The organism is Streptomyces sp. AP-93, from assembly GCF_022808175.1.
Taxonomy (GTDB): Bacteria; Actinomycetota; Actinomycetes; order Streptomycetales; family Streptomycetaceae; genus Streptomyces.
Genome location: NZ_JALGBX010000016.1, coordinates 1 through 21,864, shown reverse-complemented (window position 1 = coordinate 21,864; position 21,864 = coordinate 1). Strand labels below are relative to the sequence as shown.

The window sequence follows — 21,864 nt, the reverse complement described above, 5'->3', positions numbered from 1 at the left end:
CTTCAGTAGGCGGTGGCGGTACGGACCGCAGTCGCGTCGGCGGGGACGAGGAAGGCACGGGTCAGGGTGATCACGCGCTGGTTGAGCTGGTTGAAGGCGCTGGTGCGGACCGTGACGACGCCCTGGCCGGGGCGACTGGCCGAGGGGCGGGCGGAGAGGACCTCGGTCTCGGCGCGCAGGGTGTCCCCGACATGAACGGGCTGCTCGAAGCGAACCTCGTCCAGGGAGAGGTTGGCGGTGGTCAGGCCACTCGTGGAGCGGACGCTCGCGCCGACGGCCAGACCGAGCGTGACGACCCCGCACACCAACGGACGCTCCCTTCCCGTCCGCTGGCAGAACTGGGTGTCTGAGTGGACGGGCGCCACGTTGCCGGTCAGAGCCAGGGTCATGGCGTGGTCGGTGTCAGTGACGGTCCGGGCCGGCCGATGCTCGATGGTCTGCCCGACGAGGGCCCCGAACTCCTCCAGGCCGCGGCCGACCACCTCACGCAGCCGGCCCTCACCGACGGACCGGTACCCCTGCACCACGGTCGTCTCCGTCTCCGTCACCGGACGCCTCCGCCGATTGCGGGTTCGATGTCGGCGTCGGCCCGATCGAGGACGGCGCGGGCCGCGGCCACGAGCGGAGGTCCCACCATCTGGCTGCCGACCCGCACCGGACGGCCATCGGCGCCGTTAGCGGCGCTCACGGCGGCGCGGGCCTGCGCCACCTCCTCCTCGGTGGGACGAGACGCCGCCCGGATGATCGGTAGCTGCGCGGGGTGGACGGCGCCCTTCCCGGTGAACCCCAGGTCGCGGGCCTCCTGCGCGTCGCGGCGCAAGCCGTCCGGGTCACCGAGGTCGAAGTACGGCGAGTCGATCGAGGAGATGCCTCGTGCGGCGGCGGCCGCGGCGATGGCCGAGCGCGCCCACCACAGGGACCTGCTGGTGCGCCGGCACCCGGTCGCGGCCGCGTAGTCGGCTGCCCCGAACACCACACCGGCCAGCACCGGCGAGGCGACGATGTCGCCCAGGTGCAGCAGCGCGCGGGGCGTCTCGATCAGAGCGCAGATGCGCACGCCCGTCACGGTCTCCTCAAGAACCTGGGCCACCAGTTCGAGGTCGCGTGCTGACTCCACCTTCGGGACGAGAAGGAGGGTGTCGTGCAGCGAGGCTTCGGCGAGCGCGAGCAGGTCTTTGAGGCCGTGGACGGTGCCCGGCGGGTTCATGCGCAGCCCGAGCACCGTCGTACCGTGCACCGGCGCGGCGCCGAGAGCGCCGAGATGGGCCAAGGCCGCGGTGCGGGCACCGTCCTTCTCCTGCGGCGGGACGGAGTCCTCCAGGTCCAGGAGGGCGACGTCGGGCTCCGCGCGCAGCGCCGCTTCCAGCCGTCCGTCCGAGGGCGGCGTGATCAGCCAGGTGCCGCCGGGCGTCGAGGTGCGGGTCGTGGTCATGGCCGTCACCTGCCGGCGAGGTGCTCGTCGACCAGCTGGTCGAGGGCGCCCACGGTGGTAACGGACGCGATCCGGTCCTCGCCGATGGTGACTCCCTGCTCGGCCAGCAGCAGGTCCAGCTCGGCGATGGCCAGGGAGTCGATGCCGACGTCCTCCAGGCTCACCTCCGGGCGCAGCGCCTGCGGGTTCACCTGCAGCGGGCCGGTCAGGATGTCTTCGAGTATCTGGTTCACCGGGTTGCCTCCGGTCGGTGGGTGAGGTCCGGCCGGTCTGCCACGCAGGACACGTCCGGCCATATGAGGGTGGTGGCGCCCCAGGTCAGGCCCGCGCCGAAGGCGGCCAGCAGGACGCGGTGCCCGGGGCGCAGCGCGCCGTCGGACGCCGCGCGGGCCAGCGTGAAGAGGATCGAGGCGCCACTGGTGTTGCCCAGGTGGGCGATGTTCTCCAGCACCCGCCCACCGTCGAAGTGCAGGCGGCGGGCCACAGCGTCGGTGATGCGGGCGTTGGCCTGGTGGGGGACGAACCGGTCGACGTCGCCGAGGCTCCAGCTGGCCGCGGCAGCTGCCTGTTCGGCTGCCTCGGACATGCGGGTGACCGCGTGCTGGAACACCTCCCGGCCGCGCATGCGCATGAACTCCCCGTGCGGGACGACCACAGCGTCCGCGTGCCGGCCGTCCGAGCCCAGGACCACCGGTCCCACCGCTCCCGCCTCGCCCGGCTCTCCGACGCGCAGCACGACCGCGGCGGCTCCGTCCCCGAACAGCGGGGCCGTCGTACGGTCGTGCGGATCGGTCAGATGCGAGATCCGGTCGACCGTGATGACCAACGCCCGCCGTGCTGTGCCGGTGGCCATGAAGCCCTTTGCGACCTGGAGGGCGTACGGCAGGCCGGTGCACGCCGCGGCGATGTCGAACGCGCCGATGCCGTGCAGGCCCAGCCGGGCGGCGACGGCCGGCGCGGTGGCCGGGATCCGGTGGTCGGGGGTCACGGTCGCCAGGACCAGGACGTCGACCGTGCCGGTCCCCGCGGAGTTCAGCGCGGCCTCGGCCGCCCGGACGGCGAGATCAGCTGTGGAGGTGTCCGCGCCCGCCCGCCGCCGCTCGACGATCCCGGTCCGGGTGGCAATCCAGTCGTCGGCGATGCCCAGACGGCTCGAGATCTCCGCGTTGGGAACCAGCAGCTCGCTCGGAGCGGTGCCCAGACCGCACAGGACAGCTGCCGGAAAGCGCCCGTGGCCGTCGACTGCGGGCGCGCTCACGCCGCCGCCCTGAGGCTGCGGGCGACCTCGTCGATCAGGTCCTCCTGCCCGGCCACGATCTGGCGCCGCCCCAGCTCGGTGAAGACCTCCAGCGGGTCGACGCCCGCGGCACGGGCAGCGTCCAATACCCGCGGCTTGAACCCGGAGAACACCCCGGCCAGGCCCGACGCCACGCTCACCGAGTCGATGACCGGCGGTGCGTCCATCAACTGCTCGTGAGCCACATCCGCCGCCCGCAGCAGCGCCGGCAGGGCGATGCCCGTCTCGTGGCCCATCCGGTGCAGTACCGCGACGAGGGCTTCGAGGGACGTGTTGCCCGCGCCCGCTCCGAAGCCGCGCGCGCACGCGTCAATGACGCGGGCCCCGGCCCCTACGGCGGCGACCGAGTTCGCCACCGCCATCGACAGGTTGTTGTGCCCGTGGAAGATCACCGGCACATCCACCGCGGCGACGATCGCACCGATGCGGGCGGTCACATCAGCGGGCAGGTAGTGCCCGGCCGAATCCATGATCCCTACCGCCTGCGCCCCGTAGGATGCGGCACGCTGGCACTCCTCAGCGAGGCGCTCGGCACCGGTCATGTGGCTCATCAGAAGCACGGCCTGGGCTTCCAGGCCCAGTTCACGGACGATGCCCAAATGGCGGCGCATCACGTTGGCCTCGGTGCAATGCGCGGCGACCCTCACGACCTGCGCACCACAGGACGCGGCCTGGCGGATGTCCGCGCCGGTTCCCCAGCCGGGAGCCATGAACACCCCCATCCGGGTGCTGCCGGTCAGGGCCTGGCGGACGGTCTCCAGCATCGTGGTGTCGTCGAGGCGCGCGTACCCGATCTGGTGCGAGGACGCGCCGAGCCCGTTGCCGTGACCGACCTCGACCACCGGCACACCGGCGGCGCTCGCGGCCTGCGCGTACGCCCGCAGCTGCGGCACGTCCAGCTGATGCTGCACGGCGTGCTGCCCGTCCCTGAGCGTCGCATCATGGACGATCAGATGCCCGATGGAGCTGCTACCCACGGTGTCCTCCCTTCCGCGAACGCGCGAAGCGCTCGGCCAGCGTCACGGCGGCGGCATTGATGATCTCCACGTTTCCGGCGTAGGTCGGCAGCCGTCCTCCGCAGGCGGTGACGGTCACCGTCGCCCGCACCAGGTCACCGGATACGGACAGGGCACTCACCTCGTAGCCGGGGGCGTACCGGCGCACAGCGACGGCCGCGACCGCGACCGCGCTGCGCAGCGCGCCGGCATCGATGCCACTCGCGCGGGCAGTGATCTGGGCACGGAAGGCGGGTGCCGGCAAAGCCGGGCTGATGTTGGCCAGCACCTTGGCCCGCGTCGCACCGGTCAGGCGCTCCACCGCGTAGGCAGTGGTCGCGAGGTACTCGTCTAGGTTGTCCCGCGTGGCAGGGCCCGCGCTGGCGGAGGCCACGGTGGTGACCACCTCGACGTCCTCGACCCGCGTGCTGGTCGCCGCCACCGCCTCCAGCACCGGCAGTACGGCCTGCCCGCCGCAGCTGACCAGGCTCAGGTGACGGTCGGACTCCGCCCGGCCGGCGTCGACCGTCGGAGTGAGCATGCTGCCGCCGCTGCTCGGAGTGAGGTCCACCAACAGCACCCCGGCGGAGGCGAGAGCCGCCCAGTGCGCGGGGTGCGCCTCAGCCGAACTCGCATCGAAGACCACGTCGACACCCGCGCGGACCACCGCCGCGACACCTTCAGTGGAGACCTCGCAGCCCAGTTGGGCGGCTCGGCGCAACGCGCTCGTGCTGCTCCGGCGGCCAGCCACCAGGACACAGGCCAGCAGCGGCGAAGCCGTCAGGCGTTCCGCCAGATCCAGGCCAAGGAGGCCCGCTCCGATCACGGCCGCCTTCAGGATGGGAGCGGTGGCCTGCCCGTCGGCAACGGCCGAGCGGGGAGCGATGGCGCTAGGCGGCATGGAGCACCGCCTGGGGAAGGCGGGGCGAGCTGACCGCCACGGTCTGACCGGCGACGAGAGGGAGGCTGGCGTGGACGGCTCCGGCCAGCACGATGTCACCGGCCCGCAGCCCCGCGCCGAGCGAAGCAAGCCGGTTCACCAGCCAGGCCACCGCACGGATCGGGTCACCCAGAATCTCCCGGCCGAACCCAGTCCCGGCGACGGCACCGTCCACGGTGAGGGTCAGAAACTCGTCACCCAGCTCCGGCACCACTCCCGCCACGGGCGCGCCTAGGACAAAACGCCCACAAGCCGCGTTGTCCGCGACACTGTCCGCAAGCGTCAACCCCTCGAACCCGTACCGGCTGTCGATGACCTCCAGTGCGAGGAACGTCTCCGCGACCGCATCCCGGATCGTCTCCTCGCCCACGTTGGTGCCGCACAGGTCCGACCCGAGCCTGAACGCGACCTCGCCCTCGACGCGCGGCGCCACCAGATCACCGAGACACAGGACACCTTCCGTTGCGACCGACATGTAGTCCAGCAGGATCCCGGAATCGGGCTGGTCGATCCCGAACTGCTGCTGCATGGCCGGTGAGGTGAGTCCTACCTTGTGGCCGACCACCCGCGCCCCCTCCCCGACGCGAAGTGCCGCCCCGTGCCACTGGATCCGGTAGGCGCCATCCAGCGAAACGCCGGACTGGCGGCTGCTGAGCAGGGACACCGGTTCTAGCGTCGTCTCCGCGGTCCGCAGCCGCTGCGCCTCCTCGTGCTCCCACGGCTGCATCCGGCTGGCCGTCCCAGGCCGCGTAGCCGCTGAGGCGAAGAGCGCCTCCAGGATCTCCGGCTCGATATCGGTTTTCATTCGTGGCACTCCCTGCTGAGGCGGGCATGTATCGCTGACGGAGCCACATCCCACCGCCTGGCTGGCCTCGTTGGCAGGGCTTGCGTAGGGGCCTACGGTTCGCGCGGGGGCTTGCGCCCGAAGCGCGGTCACGTGTTGCTGGTTCTTCACGCTGCCGCCTTCTCCCTCGTGACTGCGGTGAACTCTCGCGCCGCGATATGGCGGCGTTAGAGCAGGACGAGCCGGCCATGACGAGGCGGCAGGCCGACACCTGCCCACGGTGCGCCTCTGATGGGCTGCGGGAAGATCACGGCCGACTCTGGTCTGCGGGGACTGCGGCTGCGCCGCTGAGGTAGGAGCCTGTTTGCTGGTCGAGCGGGACCAGTCCGATGTCGGCTCGCATGCGTTCGGCGGCTTCCCGGTCCTTGATCGGGTAGGGGCGCAGGGTCCGCGGGTTGACCTGGGTGCCGTAGGTCTGCGGAATCGACAGCGCCACATCGCAGGTGTCGGCGACGTACGCGTACAGAATCTCCGGGAGTTCCCCGCTGTCGAGGGCCAACCTCATTAGGTTGCGGCAGCAGATCTGGAGGCCCGGGTCGTCGCAGGCCAGCAGGATCCGTACGGCGTCGGCGGCCGCCTGGGGGCCGACTAGCCCGGGGGTGGGCCAACCGTGAACCTCGACGATCTCCCGGAGCTGTTCGGCATTGGCCCGCCGGACCTCGCGCAACTGGACCATCAGGTGGACTGCGGGGATCCGGCAGGCGGTTGCGTGAGCGTTTCTCTCCGCGAGCCCCATCGCCTGCAGCAGTGCGCCGGCCTTGCCAATCCCGGCCGTCACCACCGCTGGCGTGCGCCCGGGCGCGCCGGACGGCGGCGTGTCGGAGGTGGCGGTGGCTGTGCCTGTGCTCCCTGTGGATGGAGGTGTCGCAATCACTCCGCGGCCTCAGCCGCGGCGCCGGCGGGCTTCCCGCCGCGGGGGCGGAAGCAGACGCCTTCCTGGGATAGGAGGCGGTGGATCATGCCGTAGGAGCGTCCCGTCTCGTCGGCGATCTGACGGATGGAGCCCTGCTGTTTGCCGTTGTAGGCGGCCACGGCCTGCTGGGCGAACTTCCTGCGTTCCTTGTCGGACAGACGCGAGTTCTTCTTGTGCCGGGGCAGGCCCAGGGACGGCTTTGCGGGCTCCTTCGTGCGGGTCGTTCTGGTGGCGGTCCGGCGAGTGCGGGTGACGGGCATGCGGGTGCTCCTGGTCAGAGGCCGGTTTCGGGGGAGACGAGAGCGAGGAAGCCGCCCAGGTCATTCAGGTGGTGGAGGAAGGCCTCGTATTCGTCATCGAAAGGGGTGAAGTCGGTGCGGGAGACCGCGATGAGCCCGGCGCACTCATCGCGAGCGATGCGGCCGAGGAGATGGCTGAGGTAGGGGCGTAGGGCGGGAGTGCTGCCTCCGCCAGTGGTGTCGCAGATGGTCAGCCCGATGTGCCAGTCCTGGGATGCGGCGACCTGGAGCGCCTGTTCGGTCCGGGTTCCAGGGGCCTGGTCGGGGGCGGTCAGCACGTAGATGTCCACGTACAGCGGGCCGTCGACTCCTTCGGTGAGCGCGTGGAGCCGGGATTCGCGTAGCTGCTGCAGCGCTTTGGCGCTGCCCGCCTGGTCGTGGCACTGCCGGGACAGGTGGCCGCGCCGAGCCAGGGTGACCGCGTTCATGATCCGCTCCCGGCGTTCGGCTGGCCGGAAAGCGTCCAGCGGGCCGGTATGACATGTACGTCGCCGGAGCGGAATCCGGCCGCCAAGGTGAAGGCCGCGCTCTCCCGATGCGCTGCCGCGGAGAAGCTTGGGAGCCCGGTCGCGAGCAGGTAGGAGATGTAGAGGAGTTCGGTCAGTCTGCTGGTCATCGCGCGCTGCCCCGGGATCCGGCGACGGACGCCGCGCGCGCGGCACTGTCGCACAACGCGACGTGGGAGAACGCCTGGGGGAAGTTGCCCACCTGCCGCTGCGTCGTGGAGTCCCACTCCTCGGCGAGCAGACCCACATCGCTGCGCAGCGCGAGGAGCTTCTCGAGTAAGAGGTGGGCCTCGTCGGTGCGATCGAGCATCAGCAGCGCGTCGACCAGCCAGAAGGAGCAGGCCAGGAACGCGCCTTCATCGCCCTGGAGCCCGTCCCTACCCGGTGCGGTGCCGGCGGTCGGGTAGCGCAGCAGGAGCCCGTCCGGGGTGCACAGGTCCCGCTGGACCGCTTCGATCGTCCCGATGACCCGCGGGTCGTCCGAGGGGAGGAAGCCGGTCTGCGGGATGAGGAGCAGCGAGGCGTCGAGGACGGTGGATCCGTACGACTGGGTGAACGTGTTGCGGACTGGGTCGTAGCCGCTGGTGCACACCTGGTGGTGGATCGTGTCGCGCAGCGTCCGCCAGCGTTCCAGGACTCCGGGTTCGACGGTGGCGCCGCCGGACTCGACGAGGAGGATGGTGCGGTCCACGGCGGCCCAGGCCATCACCTTGGAGTGGACGAAGTGGCGGCGGGGCCCGCGGATCTCCCAGATGCCTTCGTCCGGCCGCTCCCAGATGGTTTCCAGGTAGGCGCACAGCTTGATCTGGAGGTGTGCGGCGGTTTCCGATGCGGCGAGCCCGGCCTGGCGGGCGGCGTGCAGGGCCATGGCGAGCTCGCCGTACACGTCGAGTTGGAGCTGGTGGGCGGCGCCGTTGCCGACCCGGACGGGGGCGGAGTTTTCGTAACCGGGCAGCCAGTCCAGTTCGGTTTCTCCGAGGGAGCGTTCGCCTGCGATGCCGTACATGATCTGGAGGTTCTCGGGGTCGCCGGCGACCGCCCGCAGCAGCCAGGCGCACCAGTCGCGGGCCTCCTCGCGGTAGCCGGTGCGCAGCAGGGTGGACAGGGTGATCGCGGCGTCGCGAAGCCAGGTATAGCGGTAGTCCCAGTTGCGGGATCCGCCGATCTCTTCGGGCAGCGAGGTGGTGGGGGCGGCGACGATCCCGCCGGTTGGGGCGTAGGTGAGGGCTTTCAGGGTGATCAGGGACCGCATGACGGCTTCGCGGTGTGGGCCCTGGTAGGTGCAGTGGGAGCTCCACTGCTGCCAGAACTTCTCGGTGCTCTCCATCGCTTCGGCCGCGTCGGGGATGGGGGGCGGGTCCTGGTCGGAGGGTTGCCAGCTGAGAGCGAAGGTCACACGCTGGCCGGCGCGGACGGTGAAGTCGGCGTAGGTGGTCTGCTCTTCGCCGTAGGTGGGGGCGTCGGTGTCCAGCCAGAGGGAGTCGGGACCGGCCACCGAGCGCAGACGGCCGTTGGTGGTGGCGTCGACCCAGGGCACGACGAGGCCGTAGCCGAACCGCATCCGCAGGGTGCTGCGCATGGTGACGGTGCCGGCGAGGCCCTCGACGATGCGGATCGTCTGGGGGGCGCCGTCGCGCGGTGGCATGAGGTCGGTGACGCGCACCTCCCCGGTGGGGGTGTCCCACTCGGATTCCAGGCTCAGGGTGTCGGGCCGGTAGCGGCGGCGGGTCGCGGCCGGTGCGGGACGGTGGCTGGGGTGGGCGGGGCCGATGCGCCACAGGCCGTTGTCCTCGGTTCCCAGGAGGTGCGCGAAGACGGCGGCGGAGTCGAAGCGGGGCAGGCACATCCAGTCGAGGGAGCCGTCGCGGGCGACGAGTGCAGCGGTCTGCATGTCGCCGATCAGGGCGTAGTCCTCGATACGCGCAGGCATAGGGGTGTCCTTTTGCGGAGCGCCGACTGGGCCGGAGGCCCGGGCCGACGTGGGTGAGCGGTGGAAGGCGATGCGGATGAGACTGGAGGCTGTCTTCCGCGGTTCGGTCAGCGCGCCCAGTGGGCGTGCGGCCGGTCAGCGGGGCATCTCGGAGGCGACGATGAAGACCGCCAGGAACAGCACGAAGACGAGGATTCGCCAGCGGTTCAGGGTGGAGATACGCCGGTCTGCGCGTGCGCGGGGCGGCGGGGACTGCACCCCGTCACCTCCCGGCCGGGAGTTTGGCATCGGAGAGTTGGTGCAGCACCGCGGCCGCGTCGAGGACGGTGTGGACGGTGTGATCGGGCGCCGGCGAGGAGGCGGGCAGTTGTCGGCCCCCGGACACCCACACGGTCCGGAGCCCGGCGCGGGCACCACCGGACATGTCCGCGTCGAGGTCGTCGCCGATCATGAAGCCGAAGCTCGTGTCCAGGGCGTCGAGGGCGATGCGGTACAGGCGCGGATCCGGTTTACGGATCCCGTACTCCCCGGAGATCACGACGGCCTCGAAGAGATCATCGAGCCGCGCGCTGCGCAGTTTGCGGCGTTGCGCCGCCGGGTCGCCGTTCGTGATCACGCCCAGGCGCCACCCCCTCTCGCGCAGCGACCGCAGCGCGGTGCAGACCTGCGGACGGTGGGGGACGAGCTCGGCGGTCCGCTTCCGGTACTGGGCGTGGAGGCCGGCGAGGGACGCCGGGATCTTGTGCGTGTCCTTCAGGTCGGCGAAGAACTGGTCTCGCTGTCCGGCCCAGCGGACCTCGGCCTCTTCCAGCTCCTGCGGGGTGATGCCGTAGCGCGCGCTGAACTCGTCGGCCCACCGCTGGAAGCTCGTCGCGTGGTCGGTGAGGGTGGAGTCCAGGTCGAAGAAGGCGACCCTGGAAGAGGGCATGGCGGGCTCCAGATAAGACGGGGCGGGCTGGCGTTCGTCCAGGTGACGTCTGGCCGCGGCGCCGGTGAGGGCGGCGTGGAGCAGCAGAGGGGCGGTGTAGATCGGGCCCCGGCTCCAACGGATCCAGCCCGTGGCGCAACGAGGGCGGGGTGCGGGAGGAAGGGTGAGAGTGGAGCCTGCCCGGACGTAGCGGGCGGGCGCGGGCCAGGCCGGCTCGCCGGACCCCTCCGGGAGGAAGAAGCCCCAGGCATCGTGATGGGTGAAGACGGAACCGACCGCGTGCAGACCGTCCAGGGCATCAAGGCGGGCAACGGCCTGACGCGCGCGCGTTTGGTCCACCAGGACGACGTCGACGCCGTCGAGGCGTACCGGCCCGGGGCCGGGCAGCGTGAGGGTGTCCGCCAAGAGGGCGGCTCCGCCGTGGGAGACGTTCAACGAGGACTCTCCGAAGGGGATACGAGTACTGGACGGCGCGCTCTGGTGCGCGAGCAGCTCGTGGCGATGGGCGCTGCCGTGAAGCCGCGCATGATGTGGGTGTGGCCGCCTGTCGGGGTTCCGGCTGGGGCGAGGGTGGTGCATTGCTCCGCGAGGGCCCGCAGCAGTGCGCGGGCCTGCATGAGCGTGAGATAGGTGCCCGGACACCGGTGCTGTCCCGCGCCGAGTGCGAGGTGCTTGTCGGCGCCGGGCCGCCATAGGTCGTAGCGGTCGGCGTGCAGCCCCCACTTGCTGGGGTCCCGGCCGGCGGAGCCGAGCAGCAGCCACACCCGCTCACCGGCCTCCAGCTGGACACCGTCGAGGTCGACCCTCTCCATGCGAGCCGGCCGAGTGCCTGGATCGGGGCGTCGAGCCGCAGCGCCTCGTGGAAGGCCGCCTCCGCACGGGCGGGCACCGAGCGGAGCTCGGACCACTGCTCGGGGTGACGGGAGAGCTGGACGATCACCTGGGCCAGCCCGAGGACCTTCGAGTCGATCCCGGCGGACACATAGACGGCGGCGAGCGGTATCGCTTCGCGCTCATCGAGTTTCCCGGAGTCGACGGCCTGGAAGATGGTCTCCATCCACGACCCGCCCTGCACGTTGTCGCGGGTGAGGGCCGTAGCGAGGAACGACGCCAACGCCCCGGCGGCGGGCGGCCCCAGGGCATCGGAGGCGGCCAGGGTCGTGGTCATCGCCTCCAGCACAGCCGGCTGGGCGTGCTGCGGCAGGCCCATCAGGTCCATCACCGTGTCGGCGGCCATGTCCCGGGCCAGCGCCACAGCATCGAACCCGCCCTCGCAGTGCTCCGCGATCAGCCGCCTCGCCCTCACATCGAGGTCCCTCTGCAGGCGGGCGATCGCCCGGGCTCCCAGCCGGTGGGCCAGGACCTGACGCAGCCGTGCGTGCTGCTCACCGTCGAACGGCAGGATCGCCCCGGCCAGGGGCGTAAGGGCTCGCGGCCCCTCGGTACGGAAGACGTCGGCGGCACCCAGGACCGAGGCGATCTCGTGGTGCCCCGGGACCGCCCACACGCCGTGGCGCTCCAGGTAGACCGCGGGACCCATCCGTCGCATCGCCTCGTACACCGGGTAGGGGTCCTCAAGGACCCGCTCGTCCAGCAGGTTGAGGTGGGACGTCGCGATCGCGGGCATGAGGGTCTCCGGGGCGTCGGTCAAAGGGGCTGCGGGGGTGGCGAGTCGGTGCTGCCGGGGCGGCACGGTGGCGCCGGGCTGCGGGCCGTCGTCGGGGTGCAGCATCGTGGGTGCCGGTCCCGTGCGGCGGTGTCAGGTCAACCGCACGGGACCGGCGTTCTAGGGGGTACCCGGCGGTCGGGCGACCTGGTCGACAACCAGCAGCCGGGCCCGGCGCCGGGTCAACCACGCGGTGAGGGTTTCGGCTGCCTGGCCCTGGTCGGCCAGCGAGGTGCCGAGGGGCGAGAGGTCGGCGGCTGAGCGGACCACGAGGAGCTGCACCCGTCCGTCCTCGATGTCGCCGCGCAGCCGTGCGAAGCCGGGGCGCTGTTCCAGAGTCCAGCCGCCGGTCGCCACGTCGTGCTGACGTACGGCTACATGCCGGCAGTACGGTGCACTCGCGATCTCCAGCCGCTGATGGTCAGCCCATGGGGGGCGCTCACTGTCCAGGTGGAGGTAGGTGGCCGCGACCGTGTGCCGGGCCAGGAATTCCCGGGTGATCCGCACCGTGTGCTCCAGGGCCCGGATGTATGTGTCCGCGGGGTCTACGGGATTGGCCGGCGTGATCTCGTCCAGCCACTGCCGAGCCCCGTCGACCGCCTGGGTCACCTCCGGCGTGAGGAGCGGGAGGACCGTGTCGATGGAGTACAGCACGGTCGCCAGCTGACGGCGCAGCTCCACCGCACGCCGCGCGCGAAGGTGGCCCTCGTTGTCCTCCGGCCCGGCAGCGCGAGGCCGGGGCGCTGCCGGTCGTGCGGTTACAGGCAGCCCGCAGTCTTGAGAGGCGAACGGCCGCAATCCTCCTGAGGCCCGCATGGACTTGTGGTGCGGTCGACGCCGGTGTCCTCCGGTCATCGCGAGCTCCGCAGACCGTGCTCCGTCGACTCGGCATCAATGGTGGCGCCGAGCGAGCCCCGGAAGTCGGAGGTGCCCGCCTGGCCGCCCGCGCGAACCCCGTGACTGAATGCCGCCATCCGTCCCGCACTACCGGCCCTGGCCACGACCGCGTCACCGGCCTGGTCATGGTGCTGCGGCTCATCGGCGACGGGCTCCGGGAGAAGGAGCCTCGCGGGAAGGTGGAGGACGGCACGGACGCCGTCTTGCTGGTGGGGGTCGAGCCACGCCTGAAAGCCGCTGCGGCGGGCGAGGACACCCACCGCGGCCAGGCCCAGCTGCGCACCGAGCGACGTGAGCAACACCCGCTGCTGCCCCGGCAGTACCGCGGCCGCGTGGGCGTACCCGCCCGGATCCCGCATCGGGCCGACGCTGTCGACGACGATGTTGATGCCGCCCTGCACAGGCATGCTCCACACCGCCACGGTGCTCGCCGGGCTCGAGTGCCGAGCCCCGTTGTCCACGAGCGCGCCCAGAGCGACGACGACCGGCTCAACCGCCGGACCCTTGACGAGGCCCCTGGCCTTGTTGGTGACCTTGACGCGCGTGTAGTCCTGAACACGCGACTGCGCACCGACCAGCACTTCCATCAGGGCGGCATCCGGGCGGCGACTGCTCACTTCCCGCCCCGCCAGGACCCCGATGATCTGCATCCGCTGGACCAGCAGCATCACGCCGTGATCGACGGCGAAGGCGTGCTGGAGGACTTCCTCGTCTCCGGCCTTCCGCAGCAGCTGAACCATCGCGCTCTGCTGCACTGCGGCATGGGCCGCCAGCGGAGCGAAGAGGGCCTGGATCTGCGCGTTCGCCGACGCCTCGGTCTGGGCCCGGAAGTCGGTGACGAAGTCGGCACTGTGCCGCAGCGCCGCCTGCAGGGAGCGGCCGAAGTCTGTGGTGGCCAAGTGCGGGTGGCGTAAGGCCCCAGCCTGTGCCGGGTTTCCGGAAGAGACCGCGGTGAGGGCGGGCAGGCGGACGGCCGCGAAGTGGGCCACCTCCTGGTCTCGGGACTCGATCTGCAGGCCGAGGACCGCGTTCTGCTCCCGGCTCTGCTGGACGTCGGTGTTGGCCCGGATCGCGGCCCGCCGAAAGCGCCAGGCGGTCATGGATGCGACAGCTGCACCGGCAGGCGCCACGGCCAGAATCACGTCGCTCAGGACTGCCATGTCAGCTCCTCACAGATGTTGAAGGGGAAATCGCGGGACCTAGAGCTGGAGGCTGCTTGAAGTACTCCTCGGGAAAACCGGAGTTCACCTTCTCGCCCCCCGTACGCGCGCAGTCGTGTCCGGTGACCGAGACCGCGTGGCCCGTGCCGCCGGGCTGCCGCCTGACCCGGGCTCGGCGGGTGAAGGCCGCTGCGTCGAGAGCGAGGAGCTGGGTCATGGGCTGCTCCGGCGGTGTGGCACCGGGCAGGAGCGCGAGCAACACGGCGATCATGAGGCAGCCCTCCGCTCCATGCCCTCGGCCGCGCTCACGAGCGCCTCGTACGTCGCTTCACGGCTCCACGCGGCGTCGACGGCCTCGCGTAGTCCGGCGCTGATGACCCGGGCGGCGCCGGAGCCGGTCTCGTAGCAAGGGAAGAGGCCGACCCGCACCACCATGCGGTGCCCGTGGAGATTCACCTCGGCGGCCGCACCCACCGTGTGGACGAACAGCACCTCGCCCAGCGGCAGGATGCGGATGGTCAGGCCCGACCCGTCGGAACTCTCCCGGCTCACGAGATCGGCCAGATGCCGCAGCTGGCCAGCCATCGTCGCGGGGTGATCGCCCCGGCCCCGGGTCAGCACGGTCTCGTCCAGCAGGACGGTCCGCCGTTGCCGCTCGGCCCAGTCCACGCCGTGCACCCACGACGGCAGCCCGAGCACCGGCTCATCAGGGTCGCCGCACACACCCGGGTCCAGCACGACCCGCTGGTAGGCCTGGGTGCGCAGACCGGCGGGCACCAGCAGGCAGTACTGGACGACCTCGCTCGCCAAGCGCATCACAGCGATATGGCGGGCCGTCGCCTCCTCGCAGGCCACGTCCACCCAACAGTCGTGCGGGGCGCGCCGGCCCTCACCCCGCTCCTCGTGCTCCCTGCGGTCGTAGCCCTGCGGCGGCAGACTCCCCACCAGGAAGAAAGCATGGTCGTCTGCCACGCCGTAGAGCCGGAGCAGCGTGCCAAGCGCGTCCGGCCGGATGGGGGACTCAGCCCGCTCCCACCGGCTGACGGCCGATGCGGACACCCGGACGGCGCGGGCGGCGTGCTCCAGCCCCATGTACTGCGCCTCGCGCAGGCACCGCAGGTAGAGGCCCGTCAGGATCCGGGCCGGTGCCTGCAGCACCTCGGTCAGCGGCGACGGAACAGCGTGAAGCATGGGGAAAGGTCCTCGCGTGTCTACGGGTGGTCAGGGCAGGTTGTGAGGTAGGGACGGAGCTGGGTCATCCGTCGCCGGCGGGGACAGCCGACCGGTCAGCCGGGGGCCGAGGAGCACCAGGGCAGCCATGGCCAGCACGATCAGGACGGTGAAGACCAGTCCGGTGGCGGTCACCACTGCCTCAGCACGGATCCGCCATAAGGGATGGTGATCACCGCGGGGACGAACGTCGGAACTCGGATGCCCTGATCGGATTCGGGGGTGGGGGCGCCGTCAGCCAGCACCATCGACACGGTTTCCTGCGTGGAGAAGATGACAGGCCGGGCAGCAAAAGCAGAGGGGGCCCGGAGTCGGCCGGAGCGGACACGGACGAGACTCACGACGACACCGCCTCTCCGAGCAGGTCCAGCTCGAACCACACCGTCTTGCCCGTACTGCCCGGCGCCGGCAGGTCCGTTCCCCAGCGCGTGGCCAGGGCGTCGACCAGGTGCAGCCCTCGGCCGCCCTCCTCATCCGCGCTCGCCGACCGGGGAAGAGGCTGCCTGGTCGACGGGTCCTCCACCTCCACCCGCAGGTGCCCCCACGCGTGCATCGCCCTGACGGAGAAGAAGCCCTCCGGCCTGTTCTCGCACCCATGCGTCATGGCATTCACCATCAGCTCCTGCGCGACGAGCATGACCCTGTCCGCGCACTCGGACAGCCCCGAGCTCTCGAGCAGGCAGACGAGCTGACGGCGGGCTCCAGCAACTGCCTCCGGCCGAGCGGACACCTCCGCCGCCATCTGGAAGTCACGCGGACGACAGACCGCAACGGCGCCCTCTCCGGGCGGACGACCGCCCGGTCCTCGGTCACGGCGAACCAACGGCACTGTGCACGCCCACCGAAGGCCGGCCATCGGGTACTGCATGTTCATCAGCTGCCCTTCCCGGCCCCCGAGGGAGCCAATTCCGGTCACCAACCGAGCTCGTGGGCAAGACATGCCCGATTCCGTTACGCCGCGCGGGGGTTGGAGGAATATCGTCCGTACGAGACAACCGCGTGCGAGGACCGACGGGAATGCCGGCAGGCGCAGTGATGCGATGCACGTGATGCGAGATCGTTTCAGGGACAGGGGCGCACACCCATGGCGCGCACACGCAACACCCGGCTGGAAGCCGTCATCCAGGAATGGGGCCTGTCGCAGCGGCAACTCGCTGCTCGGTTCCGCGCCGTCGCCGCTGAGAACGGCGCCACCGAACTCCTGCGCTACGACCAATCCCGCATCGCCCGCTGGATCGGCGGCGCCACACCGGAAGGCCGCGCAGCGCATATCTTGGCCGAGACGCTCTCTCGCGGCCTCGGTCGCACTATCACGCTGACCGACATCGGGCTGACACCGGACGACGCCGCAGACCCGCAGACGCCGGCGTGGAGCATCGACACCCTCGCGACGCTGGCGACCCTCGGGAGTACGGACATGGACATAGCTCGGCGCCAGGTGTTGGCACGGTCGGCCTACTCGGTCGCCGGCCTGGCCCTGCCCACCGAAGGTTGGTGGCAGGACGCCGCCGAACGTGCCCGCACCCGCAAGCCCCTGTCGAAGCACACGGTCACGCACGAGGACGTCACGAGCGTGCGCGAGATGACCGCCTTCCTGTCCCAGCGAGACCAGCAGCGCGGCGGCCGCGGCGTGGGGCGCGCCTCCCTGGTCGCCTACCTGCGAACCGACGTCGCCGAACTCCTGGGCGGACGCTTCCCGTCCGACGTGCTGCGCCGGGACATGACGTCGGCCGCTGCCGAACTTGCCTACCTCGCGGGCTGGACGAGCTTCGACGCCGGCGAGCACCCGATCGCGCTGCAATGGCTGACCCTCGCGACCCAACTGGCCGAGGAAGCCGGAGACGCGCCGCTCGCCGGGCACGTGCTGAGGGCCATGGCCCACCAGGCCGTGGACCTGCACCAGCCGGCAGAAGCCGTACGCCTGGCAGAGGGATCCCTCTCCAGCCGCCGCTACGCCGAAGCCTGCTGGCGGGAGAAGGCCCTCCTCGGCGTCGTCCACGCCCGCGGGCTGGCTGCCGCCGGCTACAAGAAGCAGGCCGCGCAAGCGCTCAACCGTGCCGAGGCCGATCTTGCCCGCGCTAGCGGGGACGGTGACGAGCCCGGCCGGGTGTGGTTCTTCGCCGAGGCGAGCCTCGCGCATGAGACCGCCGCCGCGCTGCGGGACATGGGTGATCTGAAGGGTGCTGAGGAGCAGTTCAAACGGAGCGTCCGCACCCGCAAGACGCCGTTCAAGCGGACCCACTCCGTCACCCTCGGATACCTCGGCGAGGTCCAGGTCCGGCAGGGGCAGCTCGACGCGGCCTGCGCTACGTGGCATCAGGCACTCGACACGGTGACCGGTGTTCAGTCCGGGCGAGCCCGAGAGACCGTGGTTCAGATGCGCCGCGCGCTGAGCCCTGTGCTCCGCCGAGGAGGCGGCCCCGCTGCCGACCTCGACGCCCGGGCCCGGGCGGTCCTCGCAGACAGGTGACCCGTACGGTAAGGAAGCCCGGAGCGGAGGGCGACTTCGCTGACGCCGGGGAAGCCCCAGGAGAGGTGACGCGTGTTCGACCAGCACATCCAGCTGCCGGTGATCGCCGTAGTCGTAGGAGGCCAGACCGGGCGTCTTGACGATTTCAAGGGCGGAGTCGAGTCGATCATCCGCCTGGCGTCGAGCATCCCGGAGAGTGCCATGCAGGGCATTGCGGAGTTCAGTCACCTGGAAGTGGTGTGGCACTTCAGCCTTGGATCGGACCAGGACATTGAGCTCGAGCCGCGAAGCCCCCGGGGGAATCCGGACTGGCCGGCCACCGGGGGCCTTGTCCACCGCAACCACCGGCGCCCGGCCCGGATCGGCATCTCCTACCCGCGACTGCTCCGAGTCGTAGGGCGAGATCTGCACGTCACAGACTTGGACGCCGACGACGGCACTCCTGTGATCGACCTGGCGCCCGTCTTCCGCGAGATGCTGCCCCGCGGCCCGGTCCATCAGCCGGCCTGGCCCACCGACATGCTTCAGGACTACTGGCGGAGTGCGGACGATCGTACCCGCCCGTAGCCCCGGAGGGGGGGTTGGCGCCAGCGGATCCAAAAGGTCAGCACGCATACTCATTACGCCGGGCGCCTCCGGGGCCAAGCGCACGGAACGCTGATGTCCGATTGCCGAGTCCGTGAGGCGGACTAACTCAGTGGGCGACGTCCGCTCACCGCACTGAGCGGGGGCATGCAAGCTGAGGGGCATGACGGGAGTCCTCGCGTCGAGATGGCACGGTCGGCGCACGTCAGCGCCTACCAACCGTGAGCGATCAACTGCCAACTGTTGCGACATCTGGAGTATTGCAGCGGTTTCTTCGCTCCGTAAAGCGACTCTGCGAAAATTTCGCAGAGTCGCTTTCTTCTTGGCGTCTGGCGCTCAGGGTGGCGACTATCGTCACTTCGAACCGCCGGGCGTTGATGGACGCCTCATGAACCGTCAGACTGACGACAAGTCACGGATGAGGGAGACAAGATGGCTGGGACAGACGACAGGTCGGTCGCCTTGTGCCGCATCCTGCTCAGGCTGCAGCTTCGCAGGCTGCGGGATGCCAGGGGCCTGACAGCGTCGTCGGTAGCCAAGCAGTTCGGTTGGTCGACGGCCCGGATGACGCGGTTGGAGACCAAGGACACTGCAGTCGAGATCGGCGACGTCCGGCTCCTCTGCGACTTGTACGAGGCTCCACTCGAGCTGCGTGAGGAGCTGGAGAACTACGCCAAGATCACGAAGACGCGGAAGGACTGGTGGGATCTCAAGCCTTTCAAGGGCACGATCCCTGCCTGGTTCCAGGCATACCTGGGTCTGGAGGCCGCCGCTAAGACCATCGGCATCTACCAGTCGGAGTTCGTCCCTGGACTTGCCCAGGATCCCGAGTACGCACGGGTGATCTTGGGCCTCTCGGATGCCGACGAGAAGACCCAGGAAGTTCAGGCTGAAGTCAGGCTCAAGCGTCAGAGCATCCTCGGTCGACCGCAGCCTCCTTCCGTAACGATCGTCCTGAATGAAGCAGTGATCCGACGGCCGGTGGGCAGCTCGGAGATCATGCAGGGACAGCTCGGGCGACTGCTCGAACTCGGGGCCACTGATCATGTCAGCGTGCACGTCCTGCCGTTCGGCGTTGGAGCCCACCCTGCGATGCATGGCCCCTTCACCCTCCTCGATTTCGAGGATGAGACGGTTGGGGACCTTGCCTACCTGGAGAACCTCGTAGATGGCGGCGTGCTGTCGGACATCTCAGCCGTTGCTCCGTTCAGCGCCGCGTTCCAGAAGCTCCGCGAGATTGCCGCTTCCGCAGAGGAGTCTGAGCAGATGATCCAGTCGGCCATATCGAACCTATAAGTCCGAAGCGATCATCAAATGGGGCGTGCCGGAGGCAAGTACAGCAGGGTCGCAGGCCCGCCGGCCCTGACCGCCTCGGCTATGGCCCTGCATGGGCCTAGGGGAGACTCTGACTGTAAGACCTCCAGGTCCGATGCCTGGTAGCCGCCGTCCTGGCGGATGTGAAACAAGTTGATGGGAGCGTCCCCCTTGGAGAATGAGCTGATCTGGTGGAAAAGCAGCTACAGCGGTCAGAACGGAGGTGACTGCATCGAGTGCGCCGTCCGGGTCTCTCGGGAGGTCCTCGTCCGTGACTCGAAGAACGCTGACGGGCCACACCTCGGCTTCACAGCGCAGACGTGGAGGGACTTCGTCGGGGCAGTGACCGCGAACTCTTTCGGTCCCGTCGTCTAACCCGCCTGGCAGACGCGCGAACTGACAACGCGACAGCGTCCCTCCTCAACCCAGATGAGGAGGGACGCTTTCGGTTCTACCTTCTACCTCCGCTGACCCTTGTGGCAACAGGGCGGCCCTGAGCCTCAGCGAACCCACAGCCCGACTGCGCAACCGCGTAGGGCCCTTGGGCTGGCGAGGCTGCGTCCACAGTCCCAGCAACGGCACCTGGGTCCTGGGAGCGCAGCGCCCTGCGTGAGCCTTCGAGATCCGGCATTGACCGCTTCTCGCCGCTGTCGTGCCCAGCGTCCGCCGTGCGCTGCCGGTCAGGGCCGAGCTAGTAATCGTCACAGGTATCCGCAAGCCCGCTGACCTCGCCGCATCGAGCATTGCCCCGGGCCTCTATGACTGTCTATGTGGCGACGCCTAGGGAGTACGCGACAACCCACCTGGGGCCGCGCCGAGCACGCCTATGATCGATGCATGCCGTCGCCCCTTCCCACATCTCTTGCCGTGTCCGACGCCATCACGCACTACCGCCAGCTGCGCGAGTTGACCATCGACGAGCTGGCCTACGTGCTCTTGATGCTCGGTCACCCGATCTCGGCCGGCGCACTCGCGGAGATGGAGCGATGTACTCGCTCCGTGACCGTCGACGACCTCGTCGCGATCGCCTATGTGCTCGACACGACCCCCGCCGTGCTGCTGTCCCACATCCCCATCGACATGCCGGAACCCGAGGGGCCTTTTGCCACCGGGCTTCCGAGCGATGTCGACCAGACCGAGCTCCGTGCCTGGCTCGAGGGGAAGACGACGCTCGACCACCAGTCGCGGGTGAGCTGGTGGAAAGAGCGACTCGCCCGTCTCCGGGTCCGTGCAGCACACCACGAAGAACAGCTGCAAGGTGCATACGCAGAACTGCGCGAGCTCGGCGACCTGGCAGACCAAGAAGCAGACGCCCCGCCCGTGCAGCTTCTGCAGTGGCGCATTCAGGACGGCGAACACGCGCTCAACCAATCCGAGGTCGCGCTGGCGCTGACTGAGCATCGGCTCGACAGCCTCCGGGAAGGCGCCTGACAGGCGGTGCCGGTCAGCCAAAGTCACCTATACGTAGGTTATTTTGACTGACCTTCTATCTCAAACCGACTATCCAGAACGAACGAAGGGGGGAACGTCATGAGCATCACCAGGACCGCACATAGGACGCGGGCCAAGTTGGCCGTGTCCATCGCAGCCTTGGCCGCGGTCTCACTCATACTCACCGCCTGCAGCGGAAGCAGCGACAGCGGCAGCAAGCTCGACGGTACCTACTACGTCAAGGACGTCAACGGCACGTCCGAGCTTGGCCAGCTGGTCGTCAAGGGCAACAGTGTCTCGCATCATGAGTACACCTGCGATGGTGTCTACGAGAAGCCGGACGTGACCAGCACCGGCGAGTTCAACAAAGATCAGTCCCAGATCATTTGGACGGTCGCAGGAGAGGACAGCCGCAACAAGCGGACGGGCAGCGAGTCCATCTCAACCAGCGACACCTCGATCAGCATCAGCGGTAGCCCGTACGTGCGTGACAACTCCGCAGCTGGCAAAGCTCTGTTGGACGGCTTCAAAAACAAGTGTGGGAAGTAGCGTCGACGTCGCGCTCGGCCGAATTAGCAAGGCAGAACCTCGTGGACAGCGCGTTCACGGGGTTCTGTCTCTCCTAGGCTGGTCAAGCCTCTGACGTCTACTCCTGAAGCCTGCTGCACCCGGTACTCCTCGATCGTCTCCAGCGGCCGGCTGTACTTCGGAGCATGCCGCTCGACGAAATCGAGTTCGGCCCACGCTGTCGATCTCCGGCGACGGTGAGGCACGCTGGGCCCCAGCCCGCCGCCTGCTCCATGACGAGACAATCAAGTCCGAGGATCGCCTCGCCGACCTGCTGTTGCTCCTCTATGCCCAGTGGCCCGCAGCGATCTCCCGCCTCACCGTCGACCACATCGAAGAGAGAGACGGAGCAGTCCGCATCCGCCTGATCCGAAGGAAACGGCCTAGGTTCTGTTTCTTGGATCAGGTGCGGAGCCAGATCGTGAGGGCTGCGACCGTGACGGTCCCGAGGTAGACGTAG

Annotated in this window: 26 protein-coding genes; 6 read left to right on the top strand and 20 right to left on the bottom strand. The window is 69.7% G+C overall.

The annotated features are described in order from the left end of the window. Positions 1–2: 2 nt before the first annotated feature. From MTF69_RS24905 to MTF69_RS24815, 20 genes are all read right to left on the bottom strand, one after another. Positions 3–548 (bottom strand): MaoC family dehydratase, encoded by a 546-nt coding sequence (locus MTF69_RS24905; RefSeq protein ID WP_243337900.1) that lies wholly within the window; start codon positions 546–548, stop codon positions 3–5. After that, positions 545–1,432: a CoA ester lyase gene (locus MTF69_RS24900; RefSeq protein WP_243337897.1), complete on the bottom strand. Its 888-nt coding sequence runs from the start codon at positions 1,430–1,432 to the stop codon at positions 545–547. Before MTF69_RS24900 ends, MTF69_RS24905 begins: the two co-directional genes overlap by 4 nt. Before the next feature lie 5 nt (positions 1,433–1,437). Beyond that, positions 1,438–1,665 carry a phosphopantetheine-binding protein gene (locus MTF69_RS24895; RefSeq protein WP_243337895.1) on the bottom strand — a complete coding sequence of 76 codons (228 nt, stop codon included), beginning with the start codon at positions 1,663–1,665 and terminating at the stop codon, positions 1,438–1,440. Further along, positions 1,662–2,690 carry a beta-ketoacyl-ACP synthase 3 gene (locus MTF69_RS24890; RefSeq protein WP_243337892.1) on the bottom strand — a complete coding sequence of 343 codons (1,029 nt, stop codon included), beginning with the start codon at positions 2,688–2,690 and terminating at the stop codon, positions 1,662–1,664. Before MTF69_RS24890 ends, MTF69_RS24895 begins: the two co-directional genes overlap by 4 nt. Continuing rightward, positions 2,687–3,691: a 4-hydroxy-2-oxovalerate aldolase gene (gene dmpG, locus MTF69_RS24885; RefSeq protein WP_243338203.1), complete on the bottom strand. Its 1,005-nt coding sequence runs from the start codon at positions 3,689–3,691 to the stop codon at positions 2,687–2,689. The genes MTF69_RS24890 and dmpG overlap by 4 nt, the downstream gene beginning before the upstream one ends. A 7-nt stretch (positions 3,692–3,698) precedes the next feature. Further along, the gene (locus MTF69_RS24880) at positions 3,699–4,625 is read right to left on the bottom strand and encodes an NAD(P)-binding domain-containing protein (protein WP_243337890.1); all 927 of its coding nucleotides are present in this window, start codon (positions 4,623–4,625) and stop codon (positions 3,699–3,701) included. Further along, a complete protein-coding gene (locus tag MTF69_RS24875) occupies positions 4,615–5,469 on the bottom strand; it encodes a 2-keto-4-pentenoate hydratase (protein WP_243337888.1) in 855 nt (284 codons plus the stop codon). The genes MTF69_RS24880 and MTF69_RS24875 overlap by 11 nt, the downstream gene beginning before the upstream one ends. Before the next feature lie 286 nt (positions 5,470–5,755). Then, positions 5,756–6,286, bottom strand: a complete 531-nt coding sequence (locus tag MTF69_RS24870) for a DUF6624 domain-containing protein (protein ID WP_243337886.1) — start codon at positions 6,284–6,286, stop codon at positions 5,756–5,758. A gap of 92 nt (positions 6,287–6,378) precedes the next feature. Continuing rightward, a complete protein-coding gene (locus MTF69_RS24865; RefSeq protein ID WP_243337884.1) occupies positions 6,379–6,681 on the bottom strand; it encodes a helix-turn-helix domain-containing protein in 303 nt (100 codons plus the stop codon). Between the two features lie 14 nt (positions 6,682–6,695). Next, positions 6,696–7,148: a hypothetical protein gene (locus MTF69_RS24860; protein ID WP_243337883.1), complete on the bottom strand. Its 453-nt coding sequence runs from the start codon at positions 7,146–7,148 to the stop codon at positions 6,696–6,698. Next, positions 7,145–7,336: a hypothetical protein gene (locus MTF69_RS24855; RefSeq protein ID WP_243337882.1), complete on the bottom strand. Its 192-nt coding sequence runs from the start codon at positions 7,334–7,336 to the stop codon at positions 7,145–7,147. Before MTF69_RS24855 ends, MTF69_RS24860 begins: the two co-directional genes overlap by 4 nt. Further along, positions 7,333–9,156, bottom strand: a complete 1,824-nt coding sequence (locus tag MTF69_RS24850; protein WP_243337880.1) for a glycoside hydrolase family 15 protein — start codon at positions 9,154–9,156, stop codon at positions 7,333–7,335. Before MTF69_RS24850 ends, MTF69_RS24855 begins: the two co-directional genes overlap by 4 nt. Before the next feature lie 135 nt (positions 9,157–9,291). Next, complete coding sequence (locus MTF69_RS42995) at positions 9,292–9,414, bottom strand: hypothetical protein (RefSeq protein WP_279346213.1); 123 nt, start codon at positions 9,412–9,414, stop codon at positions 9,292–9,294. Between the two features lie 4 nt (positions 9,415–9,418). Then, positions 9,419–10,519: an HAD family hydrolase gene (locus tag MTF69_RS24845; RefSeq protein WP_243337879.1), complete on the bottom strand. Its 1,101-nt coding sequence runs from the start codon at positions 10,517–10,519 to the stop codon at positions 9,419–9,421. Further along, entirely contained in the window at positions 10,516–10,896 is a 381-nt protein-coding gene (locus MTF69_RS24840) for a hypothetical protein (protein ID WP_243337878.1), read from the bottom strand. The genes MTF69_RS24845 and MTF69_RS24840 overlap by 4 nt, the downstream gene beginning before the upstream one ends. Positions 10,897–11,870: 974 nt before the next feature. Then, the gene (locus tag MTF69_RS24835) at positions 11,871–12,431 is read right to left on the bottom strand and encodes a hypothetical protein (RefSeq protein ID WP_243337877.1); all 561 of its coding nucleotides are present in this window, start codon (positions 12,429–12,431) and stop codon (positions 11,871–11,873) included. 170 nt (positions 12,432–12,601) lie between these two features. Beyond that, positions 12,602–13,807: a hypothetical protein gene (locus MTF69_RS24830; protein WP_243337876.1), complete on the bottom strand. Its 1,206-nt coding sequence runs from the start codon at positions 13,805–13,807 to the stop codon at positions 12,602–12,604. 267 nt (positions 13,808–14,074) lie between these two features. Further along, positions 14,075–14,998, bottom strand: coding sequence for a Scr1 family TA system antitoxin-like transcriptional regulator (locus tag MTF69_RS24825; protein ID WP_243337875.1), 924 nt, complete (start codon positions 14,996–14,998; stop codon positions 14,075–14,077). Between the two features lie 30 nt (positions 14,999–15,028). Then, positions 15,029–15,172, bottom strand: coding sequence for a hypothetical protein (locus MTF69_RS24820; RefSeq protein ID WP_243337874.1), 144 nt, complete (start codon positions 15,170–15,172; stop codon positions 15,029–15,031). Positions 15,173–15,374: 202 nt separating this feature from the next. Continuing rightward, the gene (locus MTF69_RS24815; protein WP_243337873.1) at positions 15,375–15,767 is read right to left on the bottom strand and encodes an ATP-binding protein; all 393 of its coding nucleotides are present in this window, start codon (positions 15,765–15,767) and stop codon (positions 15,375–15,377) included. A gap of 354 nt (positions 15,768–16,121) precedes the next feature. Here MTF69_RS24815 and MTF69_RS24810 point away from each other — a divergent pair, with 354 nt between their 5' ends. The 6 genes from MTF69_RS24810 (at position 16,122) to MTF69_RS24785 (ending at position 21,386) form a co-directional block, all read left to right on the top strand. After that, complete coding sequence (locus MTF69_RS24810) at positions 16,122–17,507, top strand: Tat pathway signal protein (RefSeq protein ID WP_243337872.1); 1,386 nt, start codon at positions 16,122–16,124, stop codon at positions 17,505–17,507. A gap of 72 nt (positions 17,508–17,579) precedes the next feature. Further along, positions 17,580–18,074, top strand: coding sequence for a TrmO family methyltransferase (locus MTF69_RS24805; RefSeq protein ID WP_243337870.1), 495 nt, complete (start codon positions 17,580–17,582; stop codon positions 18,072–18,074). A 450-nt stretch (positions 18,075–18,524) separates the two neighbouring features. Beyond that, positions 18,525–19,388: a helix-turn-helix transcriptional regulator gene (locus tag MTF69_RS24800; RefSeq protein ID WP_243337868.1), complete on the top strand. Its 864-nt coding sequence runs from the start codon at positions 18,525–18,527 to the stop codon at positions 19,386–19,388. A 174-nt stretch (positions 19,389–19,562) separates the two neighbouring features. Next, positions 19,563–19,781: a DUF397 domain-containing protein gene (locus tag MTF69_RS24795; RefSeq protein WP_243337866.1), complete on the top strand. Its 219-nt coding sequence runs from the start codon at positions 19,563–19,565 to the stop codon at positions 19,779–19,781. Positions 19,782–20,273: 492 nt separating this feature from the next. After that, the gene (locus MTF69_RS24790; RefSeq protein ID WP_243337865.1) at positions 20,274–20,837 is read left to right on the top strand and encodes a helix-turn-helix domain-containing protein; all 564 of its coding nucleotides are present in this window, start codon (positions 20,274–20,276) and stop codon (positions 20,835–20,837) included. A gap of 99 nt (positions 20,838–20,936) precedes the next feature. Beyond that, a complete protein-coding gene (locus tag MTF69_RS24785; RefSeq protein ID WP_243337864.1) occupies positions 20,937–21,386 on the top strand; it encodes a hypothetical protein in 450 nt (149 codons plus the stop codon). The last annotated feature ends 478 nt before the right edge of the window (positions 21,387–21,864 follow it).